The 10,648-nt window shown below is 66.1% G+C and carries 15 protein-coding genes; 2 read left to right on the top strand and 13 right to left on the bottom strand.

Features of this window, described 5'->3' with window-relative positions; translation table 11 throughout:
* Positions 1-272, bottom strand: a 272-nt coding sequence (locus tag QSK30_RS36130) for a hypothetical protein (protein ID WP_285509920.1), incomplete at its 3' end; no start/stop codon positions are given.
* 229 nt (positions 273-501) lie between these two features.
* On the opposite strand from QSK30_RS36130, the gene QSK30_RS36125 reads away from it, so the two are divergent.
* A complete protein-coding gene (locus QSK30_RS36125; RefSeq protein ID WP_285509919.1) occupies positions 502-1,545 on the top strand; it encodes a coiled-coil domain-containing protein in 1,044 nt (347 codons plus the stop codon).
* A gap of 87 nt (positions 1,546-1,632) precedes the next feature.
* On the opposite strand, the gene QSK30_RS36120 is transcribed toward QSK30_RS36125, so the two are convergent.
* From QSK30_RS36120 to QSK30_RS36085, 8 genes are all read right to left on the bottom strand, one after another.
* The gene (locus QSK30_RS36120) at positions 1,633-2,901 is read right to left on the bottom strand and encodes a rolling circle replication-associated protein (RefSeq protein ID WP_285509918.1); all 1,269 of its coding nucleotides are present in this window, start codon (positions 2,899-2,901) and stop codon (positions 1,633-1,635) included.
* A gap of 207 nt (positions 2,902-3,108) precedes the next feature.
* Positions 3,109-3,315 carry a hypothetical protein gene (locus QSK30_RS36115; protein WP_285509917.1) on the bottom strand — a complete coding sequence of 69 codons (207 nt, stop codon included), beginning with the start codon at positions 3,313-3,315 and terminating at the stop codon, positions 3,109-3,111.
* Positions 3,315-4,868, bottom strand: coding sequence for an FtsK/SpoIIIE domain-containing protein (locus QSK30_RS36110; protein ID WP_285509916.1), 1,554 nt, complete (start codon positions 4,866-4,868; stop codon positions 3,315-3,317). The genes QSK30_RS36115 and QSK30_RS36110 overlap by 1 nt, the downstream gene beginning before the upstream one ends.
* 78 nt (positions 4,869-4,946) lie before the next feature.
* Positions 4,947-5,162: a hypothetical protein gene (locus QSK30_RS36105; protein WP_285509915.1), complete on the bottom strand. Its 216-nt coding sequence runs from the start codon at positions 5,160-5,162 to the stop codon at positions 4,947-4,949.
* Positions 5,159-5,536 carry a hypothetical protein gene (locus QSK30_RS36100; RefSeq protein ID WP_285509914.1) on the bottom strand — a complete coding sequence of 126 codons (378 nt, stop codon included), beginning with the start codon at positions 5,534-5,536 and terminating at the stop codon, positions 5,159-5,161. The genes QSK30_RS36105 and QSK30_RS36100 overlap by 4 nt, the downstream gene beginning before the upstream one ends.
* 231 nt (positions 5,537-5,767) lie before the next feature.
* On the bottom strand, positions 5,768-6,331 hold the full coding sequence (locus QSK30_RS36095; RefSeq protein ID WP_285509913.1) for a DUF2637 domain-containing protein: 564 nt from the start codon (positions 6,329-6,331) through the stop codon (positions 5,768-5,770).
* The gene (locus QSK30_RS36090) at positions 6,331-6,672 is read right to left on the bottom strand and encodes a hypothetical protein (RefSeq protein ID WP_285509912.1); all 342 of its coding nucleotides are present in this window, start codon (positions 6,670-6,672) and stop codon (positions 6,331-6,333) included. The genes QSK30_RS36095 and QSK30_RS36090 overlap by 1 nt, the downstream gene beginning before the upstream one ends.
* Before the next feature lies 1 nt (position 6,673).
* Positions 6,674-7,063 carry a hypothetical protein gene (locus tag QSK30_RS36085; protein ID WP_285509911.1) on the bottom strand — a complete coding sequence of 130 codons (390 nt, stop codon included), beginning with the start codon at positions 7,061-7,063 and terminating at the stop codon, positions 6,674-6,676.
* 152 nt (positions 7,064-7,215) lie between these two features.
* Between QSK30_RS36085 and QSK30_RS36080 the strand changes: the two genes are divergently transcribed.
* Positions 7,216-7,986 carry a GntR family transcriptional regulator gene (locus tag QSK30_RS36080; RefSeq protein WP_285509910.1) on the top strand — a complete coding sequence of 257 codons (771 nt, stop codon included), beginning with the start codon at positions 7,216-7,218 and terminating at the stop codon, positions 7,984-7,986.
* A 203-nt stretch (positions 7,987-8,189) separates the two neighbouring features.
* Here QSK30_RS36080 and QSK30_RS36075 read toward each other — a convergent pair whose 3' ends face one another.
* From QSK30_RS36075 to QSK30_RS36060, 4 genes are all read right to left on the bottom strand, one after another.
* On the bottom strand, positions 8,190-8,675 hold the full coding sequence (locus QSK30_RS36075; RefSeq protein ID WP_285509909.1) for a hypothetical protein: 486 nt from the start codon (positions 8,673-8,675) through the stop codon (positions 8,190-8,192).
* Between the two features lie 729 nt (positions 8,676-9,404).
* The gene (locus tag QSK30_RS36070) at positions 9,405-9,722 is read right to left on the bottom strand and encodes a hypothetical protein (RefSeq protein WP_285509908.1); all 318 of its coding nucleotides are present in this window, start codon (positions 9,720-9,722) and stop codon (positions 9,405-9,407) included.
* Positions 9,719-10,351 carry an AAA family ATPase gene (locus QSK30_RS36065; RefSeq protein ID WP_285509907.1) on the bottom strand — a complete coding sequence of 211 codons (633 nt, stop codon included), beginning with the start codon at positions 10,349-10,351 and terminating at the stop codon, positions 9,719-9,721. The genes QSK30_RS36070 and QSK30_RS36065 overlap by 4 nt, the downstream gene beginning before the upstream one ends.
* Before the next feature lie 103 nt (positions 10,352-10,454).
* Positions 10,455-10,648: hypothetical protein (locus QSK30_RS36060; protein WP_285509906.1), on the bottom strand; the 194-nt coding region annotated here is incomplete at its 5' end.

Below are 10,648 nucleotides of genomic sequence, written 5' to 3'. Positions count from 1 at the left end.
GAGACGCCCTCGACGTCGAACCGCTCGGCCAGGCCGTCAAGCCCGGGGTCGGCCATCGCCGGACCGCCATCGCGCAGGGTCTCCACCACGGAGTCATCGGCGGACAGGCCGGAGAACGTGGCGCGGGAGACGTCCTCAGCCCCGAGGTACTGCTCTTCGATCGCCCGGGCGACGCCGGTCCGGGTCTCGGTGATCGTGGCCTCGCACGCACGCTCGATCAGGGCGCACGCCTGGTCGGCCAGCTCGTTCGCGGTCGCGGTCCTCTTGGCCATCGTCCCCACCCTTTCGCCGGTCTCTCTGACTACATCAGTATATCAGTAACTCAGTAGATCAGTATCTACTGAGTTCAGTAAATCAGTAGATTCATCCGATCGGACTAAACCTTGACCTCTTGCGCGTAGACGTAGACGTAGATTCTACGTAGAAAGTCTACGTAGACGTAGACATCTACGTCTACGTAGAGGTAGACTGGTGACACACCACCGGACAGGGGAGACAGCGATGACGACCACCACGATCTGCGCCTGCGACTGCGGCAGGCCCGTGACCGCGCCGCGCAGCAGCTACGCGGGGGAGACCGAGGCCGAGCGCAACCAGCACCGGGCGCGGGCCGCGTACCTGCGCAAGACCCAGGAGGCGAGGCGCTCGGACCGCACCGGCACACGTGAGGCGCTAGCGGCCCTGGGCCTAGCGGACGACGTACCCGTGACCCAGCTCGCCGAGGTGCTCTCGACGGCCGCGCGGGAGCTGGCGCGCCGGGTCGAGGGGCTCGACAGCGCGGCGGTGCTCCGGCAGATCGAGGAGGCCACAGCGGGGGAGCGGGCCCGTGCCGACGAGGCCGAGCAGATCGCGACGCAGGCCCGCGAGGACCGACTGCGCATGGCGCACGAGCTGGAGGGTGCCGTGGAGCGTGCCGTGCAGGCCGACGACGACGCGGCCGCGGCCGAGGTCGCGCGAGCCGAGCAGGAGACCCGCGCGGACAAGCTGTCTCGCGAGATCGCCGCCGCCGACCGCCGCCAGGCCGAGGCCGAGGCCAGGGCCGAGGCAGCCGAGCGCGACCGCGACCAGGCCCGGACCAAGGTCGAAGTGCAGGCCGCCGAGCACACGCGCCTCATCGAGGAGATCCGCCGCAGCGCCGAGGTGGACCAGGCCCTACAGCTGGCCAACCAGCGCCAGGCCCACACCGAGGCGCTGGGCAAGGTGCGTGACGACCACCAGGCCGCGATGGCGGACCTACGGCGGAAGCTGGCCGAGGCCGAGCACCAGACCGCCGGCGCTCAGGACCGAATCACATGGCTGACCAGCGAAAACGAGCGACGCGAAGCGCTTATCGAGGAGCTGAAGGAGCAGACGACCCGGTTCGCGCTGGAGCGCGACGACGCCGAGGGCAGGGCCCTACGGGCGGGCTGGGAGATCGAGCGGCTGACCGAGCGCCTGGAGCAGCTGGAGCCGAAGACCCCCAGCACGGCGAAGCCCACGGGCGGAGGGACGAAGCCGAGCAGCGGTCGCCGCCCCGCACAGCAGCAGGAGGACAAGCGCGACTGAAATAGGTACGCAGGGGACCCCCGCACTCCCATTGCCGGAGTACGGGGACCCTTTTCTACTGATCTACTGATCTACTGAGTTGCTGATCTACTGATCTACTGAGTTCCACGACAGACCGGGATGACGCGCGATCTCGGCAAACAGTGCAGGGGCGTTGTTGGTGATCACAAAGCCCCTGTTCTTGGCCATCCTGTTCACCCGGACCCGGGTCCTTCTGTACCTCGGTGCCGGGCGGGAGGCGATCAGCCAGGCCCCGGCGAGGCCCTGCACCTCGGGGTACTTGGAGATCACGCGGCCACCCCGGACCCGGGGCTTGGTGACCTCACGGGTGGTGCCGGCGGCACGGGCGTGACCGCGCAGGGTCCGACCGATGACCAGGTCATCGTCGGTACGCGGGTCGAGCTGGCGGATTTCGACACTCTTCTCCAGTCGCCAGGCACCCCAGAATCGGCCGGGTCCCTGGCCTGGTTCCTGCCACAATTCAGGGACGATGTTCTGGTATGCCTTGTCCTTGAATTGACTGTGTTTGGCGAAGTAAACGGCCATTCTTTTCGGGTCTCGACTCTTCAACGGCTCGGAGTAGTCGACCCCTGTTCCTGCGCGTTCGTGCTTGGCTCGTTCGACAGGATCGGGGTGCGCAACAATGTCCGCCCAGACCCAGGACAGCCATTCTCGGAAATTGCGTGAGCCTGCCATGCCGTGCGGGGGAACCATGAGAAAGTGCACGTGGGGGGCCCCTCGGCGCTGAAATTCCAGCTTCCAGAGGCATCGGAGCTTCTCGCCCCACTGTCGTTCGTAGCGCTTTCGGAGTCGTTTCATGTGCGCTTTGACGGCACGGCCGTTCGGCGCGACGATCTCCCATTTCCCGGGATAAGTGACCGTCATCATGGCAGGCATCCGGAGAGGGTCAGCGAACATCGGCTCGTAATCCAGTTCGGCGAATGTGACCATCATGTTGAGTTGGCTTTTACGAGACCACTCGGTGATTTCCCGGGTTGATTCACGGTCCTCGGGCAGAGAACCAGATCGAGCGATCTCAGCGGCCAAGAGGTCGACGTCGACCTCACGGCGGTGTACCTGACGCTCGGCAGTGCGCTCGGCCCGGGCATCGTCGCGGCCGCGGAGCGCGATCACGCCGGGAGCGATCCGCAGCAACGGACGCGGCCCCTCTGCCAGCACAGACGCCGTCGAGGTGTCGCGGGGGATCAAGGGCACGAGGTCAGCGGCCTGGCGCACCATCTCGCGCGTGGGGAAGTCCGGGCGCCATACCGAGGCGATGAGTTCGGCGGCATCGAGCTGGCCCGTGAGGGCAGCCGAGCGCGTGTCGATCGGTGGTGATGCGTGCGATGTCTGCACCGCATCGGCTACAGTGGCCGTAGGCATTTCGGTTCCGCTTCGCTTCAGAGGGTTGAGCGGGACCGCCAGCTAGGAAAGGGCTCTCCGTTGGCGCGGAGGGCCCTTTCGCTGTTTAACCAGCGATCGTGTGGCTCACCCTGGCGTACAAGACGAGTAATCGGCTGGCGACACGCCGACCCGATCACCGGATCGCCAGTGGTTCCCCCACTAGCGGCGCCACCACCAGAAGAGCCGGTACTCGGTGATCCACAGCCAGGACCGGATGACCGTCACCGTGTTCCAGGCCAGCAGGGCCAGGCCCGCGACGAGGACCAGGCGCACGTGCACCGCATTGACCAGCAGGCACAGCACGGCGGTGACGATGCCGATGAGCACCGTGTTTCGGGCCCAGATCCGGGCGAGTGAGGTCTGCATCAGGCTGCTGCCTTCCGGAGGTCGAGGTCGGGGGAAGCCGCGGTGGGCTCGGTGGGAGTGGGGCTAACGTCGAGGGCCAGGCGCAGGTGCTCGACGTACTCGACGAACTCGACGATGGCCGCATTGGGCACGTGACCAGCGCGATTGCGGGTCGCCCTGGAACCGCCAGCGAGCAGCTCGAAGGCGACACCGGGCAGAGACTCGGGGATCTCGTGGCACAACGCACCGCGCTGGATCGCGCCGTCGGTGAGAGCGGCGTCGGTGTGGTCGCTGGTGGGCAGACGCAGTGCGATCCGGCGACTGAAGAGATCCCGGATCTTGAAGATGTCCTTGGTGGGTTCCTGGATCGAGGCCAACACGATGTAGCCGACCGCCCGCCCCTGGGTCAGCAGCAGCCCGAGGGCGTCAAGGATCTTGTCGACCAACGAGCGCTGCCAGTAGTGAATGAGCGGGGCCAGCTCGTCAATGATGATCAGGTTCAGCGGCGTCTCGGGTGACGGCTCGTGATCACGTTCGCCACGCTCACCGGCAAGTTCCTGGGTCAGGTTCATCTCTTCGACCAGGCCCCGGAGCATGGCCAGCGTCTCCTCCGGACCGCAGACGTACGACTTGCGTTCGTCGCCCGGCACCAACTTGATCTCCGGGTACCGGCCGCCGCCGACGCGTTCCTCGAGGATCGGGCTGTGGTTCGCGGCCAATGAGCGCGCTTGGCGCAGTTCCATGCGCTTCGGGTCGACCAGGTGCAGCCTGACCGAGCCGTCCGCCACTGCCGGGGCGACCGAGCGCAGGATGTTCCAGGTGATCGACGCTTTGCCGGAGCCGGAGGTGCCCGGAACGGCGGTGTGGCCGCCGACCAGGGAAACCGTCCAGGGCCGGCAGTACTCGGTCATGCCGATGGGGATTCCGGACCAGACGATCTCCGCCGAGGTAGCGGGCATGGCCGCCGCCGGAACCGGCTCGTGGACGAAGGGGTCGCGCTTCATCAGGGCGATCTCGACACCGGCGGGCGCGGCCTCGTGGCAGGTCACACGGGCCGCCTTGAACGCGTGCCGGATCCGCTCGGCGCCGGTCTGGAAATCGGCGACTTCCTGGCCGACCTGCATCGCCACGGTCAGCCGGTCCCAGTACGGGGACTGATCCAGCTCGACCAGCCGAGGGATGTGCGTTTCCTCGCCCACCTGGACCGTGAGCTGGCACCGGGTCATGACCTGGTCCCAGGTACGGCGGTAGATGGCCCAGCGTCGCCACCAGGACCGCAGCCAGTCGCCCACGATCCGCTCGAACGAGGTCGCATCCGCCGCCCGCCAGGTCGACCCGGCGATCAGCACGACCAGGCCGACCGCCACGACGGTTTCCCACCCGGTGAGGTACGCCGCCAAGCCCAGCCCGCCGAGACCGAATGTGCTGCGCGGGTGGGTGACGAGCTGCCGAGTGCACCACCAGGTCAGACGAGCGAGCTGCCGCACCACCCACACGATGATGATTCCCGCAAGACGGAAAGCCCACCGAGCCAACCAGTGCAGCAAACCCTTGCTGTAACTTTTCGCGCGCATGATTTTCTCCCGGAAATGCGCGGCGGGAAGCCACGCAAAATGTTGGTTTTTGCCTGGCTTCCCGCCGAATAGCGTCTACTACACAGAGTGCCCGGCGCAAAGGCGGACACTGCGGTCGAGGTTTTCCACCCTCACCGCCATCTGGTCGACCGTGAAGGAGACACCCTGCAGGACGTCAGTGACCTGGTCCGCGATGTCCGGGTCGTCCGGGATCGCCTTGTCCAGCAGGCCGTAAACGCGGTCGAGCATCCGGTCCACCCGCTCGATATTGCCGAGGAGACTCATGTCGATCACTTACCCTTCTTGTGCTGGAGGACCGGCTGACGGGCGAAGGTGTGCAGGAGACTGGCACTCTCATCCGCCACCTTGCGGGCCCAGATGGAGGCGTCCAGCGCCTCATCGATCCGGGTGCGGCCCACGTCAGGCACCCTGGTGTGGACACGCTCGATCTGCCGGGTCACAGACCCGATCTCCGACGCGACAGCGCCGAGCGCGTCCGCCAAGGCCCGGCGACGGACCTTGACCAAGCGCAGGTTCTTGTAGAAGTTCGCCTTCTCGTACTTGTCGAGCGAACGGTCAGCGAGCTTGTTCGCGAGCTGCCCGCGCAGCGTTTTGCGCTCCGCCTTGCGCTGGCTCTTCGAGCTGATTCGGTACCGTCGCTTAGCCACAACAACCTCCTATGTCACTCAAAGGGAATCACCACGGAGAAGGCTCCGAGTGATCGGAAACGATCTGCTCCAACGAAGGGTCACGATCATCCGTGACAACCTCCCACCACTCCGGATCGAGAACCACAAGGGTCCAGCCGTCCGGGAAGTTCCTAGTTCCACCAAGAACGGAAAAGAAATCGTCAATGCATCGCTCAGGAATGAAATAACGAGCCATAACGTCCTCCGTGATCAGGCCGGAGGCCACGCTGTCACGGCCGGGGACTCAGCGGGAGCTCGTAGACCCGACGTGGCTGACACCGACGCCGGAATCACCTCAATGGCGGGAACCGACTCGACGTCGAGGTCGACCCTGGAGGACCGGGCCGGGAGTGGGGGGGCTGCCACGACCCGGTCCTCAGGGGTGGGCACCGGCGTGGGGGTGGACGCCGGACCCTTGCTCTTCAGGGCGAACTTGACAACAACGAGACAGGCCAGCGCGGGCAGTGCTGCGTACAACCAGCCCGCGAAAGTCGGGGGTGCCTGGCTAACCTGGGCGCCCATCTGCACGACGAACGACAAGACCAGCACCACGAGGGCGGCCAGGCCCCTGCGGCCCGAGCGGCGGTCGTGCGCGAGCTGGAGACCGCTGACCACCACCATGGACTCGATCACCACGGCATCCGCCCAGGCCAACCACCCCGACTGGCCGGCAGCAAGCGCCGCGTGATGCGTGTGCGCGAAGCCAGCCCCCGCGCCGATCAGCCCCACCACCGTCGTAATGACGACGCGTACGGCCGACTCGGCGGACCGCATCACAGGGCCCGGATGCCCGACGCCCGCCACATGGGCTCGGCATCGAGGCCACCGACCTGCAAGTTGACCAGTTCGATCGACCCGAACCGCTCGATCCCCGCCGCCGGCGACCCCAGCGAGGACACGACCACGTGCAACAGAGCCTCAGTCCACCCGACCCCGGTCGCACGCACAGCGGTCACCACAACCACCACCGACCACGTACGCGGCTCAGTCAGCAACCTGCAAGACACCAGGTTCACAGCGTCGAACGACGCGGGCAGCACCGCACCGCCGTGCCACCGCTCCAACATCACCTGCACACCAGCCGAACGCGTCGTCACCACCCGAGGCACGCTCACGTCAGGCCGCCTTCGAGGACTGCACGACCGAGACGTCGCGGACGTCCGAGCAGCGGAACCACACCGTCACGCCGATCACGCGCTCGTTCCCCTGGTCGTCCTTCTTGGTCTTCTCCATCACACCGACCTCGAAGTCCACCAACGACACCGGCGTGAACGGGTTGATGCCCTGCCCCGGATTGCCATCACCCGTCATGCCGATCTTGACGACCTCGTTCGAGGTGCCACCACCGAAGCCGCGGAACGCCCCCAACACCTGGAGCTCCCACTTCGGCGCACCAGCCTTGGTCCGGTCCTGCTCGGTGCTGTTGAACTTGAGCTTGGGCTCGCACGAGAGGAAGACCAGCCCCGCGAAGGTTGCCGACTGGTCGATCTTGAAGTTGCTGAGCATCAGGTGTTCTCCCTGTACGGGGACTCTGTGGTCCGATTGTATGCGCTCGTATGCTTGGTATACGAACTTGTCCCCAAGGATGCGCTAGAGGATGCTGGTATGTCAAGCAGTCTTGGTATACCAAGTTTGCCACGAGACGATCGGAGGGTCCGATGAGGACAAACGTCCCAGGTCAGCCCGCATACGTGACCATCGCGGCCTACCTGCGAGAGATGATCAAGAAGGGTGAACTAGCTCCAGGGGCGAAGCTGCCAACGAACAAGGACCTCACGAGGGACTGGAACGTCAGCGCCATCGTGGCGCGACAGGCCATCGCAACGCTGAAGACCGAAGGGCTCATCTACGGGGTGAAAGGGAAGGGAGTTTTCGTCACCGAGCGGCGGCAGTTGGTCCGAGTAGCACCGTCGAGGTACAGCAGGGGGAAGCCGACGCGGACGTACCGAGCGGAGGCAGCAACAGCGCGCCAGAAGCTCGAAAAGACCGCCAACACGGTGCAGACCCAGGCAACAGAGGACATCGCCGAGCGCCTCGGCATCGAGCCCGGGGACGCAGTGAGCGAAACGACGTACTTCTTCCGGGCTGATGGGGTACCGGTGACGTCATCGCAGGCCTGGGAGCCTCTAGAGCTGACAGCCGGAACCGCGATCGAGTGGCCCGAACAGGGACCCTACGCACACCTAGGCGTGGTCGACCGGTTCGAGCAGATCGGCCAGGTTGCGACAGAAGTGCAGGAGGAACTCGTGATCCGGATGCCGGAACCGAGCGAGGCCCAGCACCTGGAGATCCCACCCGGGGTGCCGCTGGTGGAAGTCCGACAGACTTTCTTGAGCGACGAGCGACCACTCGAAATCGCTACAATCATGTTCCCAGCCGACAGGTACAGGTTCGTGTACCGGATGCCAATCCCCGACCACGAGAGGTAAACCAACATGGGGAATGACCAGGAATCTGACAACGACTCAATAGAGTTTGTCGGTATGGACTTCGGTGAGCCAGTTTACCGCTGGTCAAAACCATGTAGTGAGTGCAACTCACCTTCTTCGCTTGTCTCCGAGGGGGAAGTGCCAACTTGCAACAGGTGCGGAAAGACTCTCGGATCGGGACAAGTTTTCAACGGAAAAGTTGACTAGCTATTCGCGGATTTATCGGTGGAAGGCACCACAGTTTTCTGTGTGGAGACAACGATCTGAAGTCGATCGGGCTCTGTGGTGCCCCACTGATCGATCCAGGCTCCAACCCGGTCAGTGGCGTAGGAGGCCAGGGCCCACTCGGTCACGGCCTGGTGGCGAGCACGGCCGCCAGCGAGCTGTGGCCACTCGACCCAACCAGGATGATCCGGCGACCAAGCCGCGCCGCCGCCCGCGGTGAGCTCGTGAGGCCCCCACTGCCGCAGCTCGGTCGAGCCGAGCCGAGTACCCGGTGGATGCGCGAGGACCAGGCGGACTAGGTCGGGATAGACGAGCGGGTGCTCGACCCGGTGCTCCTGGTCGAGGCAGAACGCCCAAGCCGACAGCCCGTCGACGAGCAGCCGCCAGCCACCACAGCCGCACTCAGGGCAGACGATCACCTGGTCGATCCAAACCAGCTCAGACACGATCACCTGCTCAGCCACACCACCCACCGTAGCGCCCAGACAACAGCGGCCAGGCCCACGCACAACCACCTCGAGCGCTGGGCAGAAAAACACCCTCTCACCAGCCAAAAGTCTCCGCCGAGGATCCGCTCCCGTCCAGTGCGACAAACCAAGGACAGATCCAGGGCGGCCCGTTATGGCTCATATAACAAGCCCAGGACGCGGCGGTCCGCCGTCCGCCCAGCGTCTCTGCACGGCCGATACCCGCTCGGCGGATCCACCGGGGGCACCCCAGAGGGGCCCCACCCCCGGCACCACCGAGCGGCGACCGTGCCGAGGCGCGGACGACGGACCGCCGAAAAGGGGGAGATCGGGCAGCCCGGCGACGAGGGCCAGGGCGACGAGCAAAGAACCCTCGCCGGGAGCAGACCGCCAAAGAGGGGGCCCGAGGTCGCGGGGTGGTGCGGCTGGTCTCGGGCGCTCGGCCTGCGTAGCTGGCTGGGAACCTCTCGCTGCTCCCCTCTCCGCACGACCTGCCAGAGGAGAGCACACCAGCACCCCGGGCGCAGAGCCTGGCAGCTAAGGGAGCACACCAGCCCCCGCAGACCGTTGGCAGCGCACGCGCACGTGAGCGTCGAGGTCTGCGGGGGCTGGTGTGCTCTAGCTACGTCGAGGGCTGCACCCGGGGTGCTGGTGTGCTCTGGCTACGCCCAGGCCATACGGAGAGGGGAGCAGCGAGAGGCGAGGGGGTTGAGGAGGTGGGGCCCCTCAGCGTTCGTCTTCGGCGAGCAGGTAGTTGATCAGTCGCGCTTGGACGTTGGCGTCAGTGAGCAGCAGGCCGACCAGGCCCGCGAGGACGTCCTGACGAGTGACACGTCCCTTGCCGAGCTGTTGGGCCGCTTCGAGCTGCCATTGCTTGAGGTCACGGTCCCGATTGGGTGGCAGGTCCACCGTCGACCTGGGCGACTTCGTGTTGGGGGCCACGTCCGCCGACGCCGAGCGCGGGACCTTGTCACCGTGCGACAGGGCCGCGCGCTTGTTGACCGCCGCGCGGGCCCGTGCCGCGAGCTCCTCCGCCTTGCTCATGCCGCCACCTTCGCGAAACCGAGCTCGTCAACGAGGTCACCGAACGGCCCGGCAGCGGCTCGGACGATGGCACTGGACTGTGACTGGATGATCCGCTCCCGGTCCGGGATCTGCGAACGGGCCACGACGTGCCCGTCCGACTCGGCCAAGCCGCGGTAAGCGACCGGCGAAGCCGCGGATGCCTTGCACTTGGTGAGCACCAGGACGTGCGGCGGAGCCTCGCCCTCAGGGCGGAGATCGGCGCTCTCGGCGATCAGGTCGACAGTCGGGCCGACCTGGTTGTACTCGGCGGTGTTGGGCGCGCACGGGATGAGCACCAGGTCCGCCAGGCGCAGCGCGGAGAGGACCACGCCCTTGGCCGCCTTCATCGGGGGAGTGTCGAGCACGACGAAATCGACGTCCTCACCCACGACGCCCGGGAGCTGACGGTGCAGGGTCGGCACGGCCATGCCGATGATCGGGGTGCGCAGCAGGCTGCCCCAGATCAGGAGTCCCTGGTTCTCCTCATCCGCATCCACGCCGAGCACCTTGTGGCCCTTCTCGTGCAGCACGGCCAGCAGGTGGCCGGACATCGTGGTCTTGCCGGTGCCGCCCTTGAGGCTGACCACCGCGATCACCATCGCTCGCATGACGGACTCCAATCTCCGTAAATCAGTAAATCAGTAGATCAGGCAAAATGGGCAGGTCAGAGCCCCTGGAGTGAGCCACTCACCCCAGGGGCACCACTCCGGGTCAGTACTCGTAGGCGAGATCGGCCATGTGGCGCACGGCGAACAGGATGCCCGCGCGGAAGTCTGCGGAGACGCCCTCGACGTCGAACCGCTCGGCCAGGCCGTCAAGCCCGGGGTCGGCCATCGCCGGACCGCCATCGCGCAGGGTCTCCACCACGGAGTCATCGGCGGACAGGCCGGAGAACGTGGCGCGGG

It is taken from the genome of Actinokineospora sp. NBRC 105648, from assembly GCF_030269645.1.
Lineage (GTDB): Bacteria > Actinomycetota > Actinomycetes > Mycobacteriales > Pseudonocardiaceae > Actinokineospora.
Note: the sequence above shows the minus strand (reverse complement) of the source record. Positions and strands in the feature narration are given on the sequence as shown.

What these genes read in the sequence shown, in the direction of transcription:
- QSK30_RS36125 (WP_285509919.1), top strand. Translation starts at nt 502, where the DNA reads ATGACGACCACCACGATCTGCGCCTGCGACTGCGGCAGGCCCGTGACC.
- QSK30_RS36115 (WP_285509917.1), bottom strand. Translation starts at nt 3,315, where the DNA reads ATGCAGACCTCACTCGCCCGGATCTGGGCCCGAAACACGGTGCTCATC.
- QSK30_RS36110 (WP_285509916.1), bottom strand. Translation starts at nt 4,868, where the DNA reads ATGCGCGCGAAAAGTTACAGCAAGGGTTTGCTGCACTGGTTGGCTCGG.
- QSK30_RS36095 (WP_285509913.1), bottom strand. Translation starts at nt 6,331, where the DNA reads ATGCGGTCCGCCGAGTCGGCCGTACGCGTCGTCATTACGACGGTGGTG.
- QSK30_RS36085 (WP_285509911.1), bottom strand. Translation starts at nt 7,063, where the DNA reads ATGCTCAGCAACTTCAAGATCGACCAGTCGGCAACCTTCGCGGGGCTG.
- QSK30_RS36080 (WP_285509910.1), top strand. Translation starts at nt 7,216, where the DNA reads ATGAGGACAAACGTCCCAGGTCAGCCCGCATACGTGACCATCGCGGCC.
- QSK30_RS36070 (WP_285509908.1), bottom strand. Translation starts at nt 9,722, where the DNA reads ATGAGCAAGGCGGAGGAGCTCGCGGCACGGGCCCGCGCGGCGGTCAAC.
- QSK30_RS36065 (WP_285509907.1), bottom strand. Translation starts at nt 10,351, where the DNA reads ATGCGAGCGATGGTGATCGCGGTGGTCAGCCTCAAGGGCGGCACCGGC.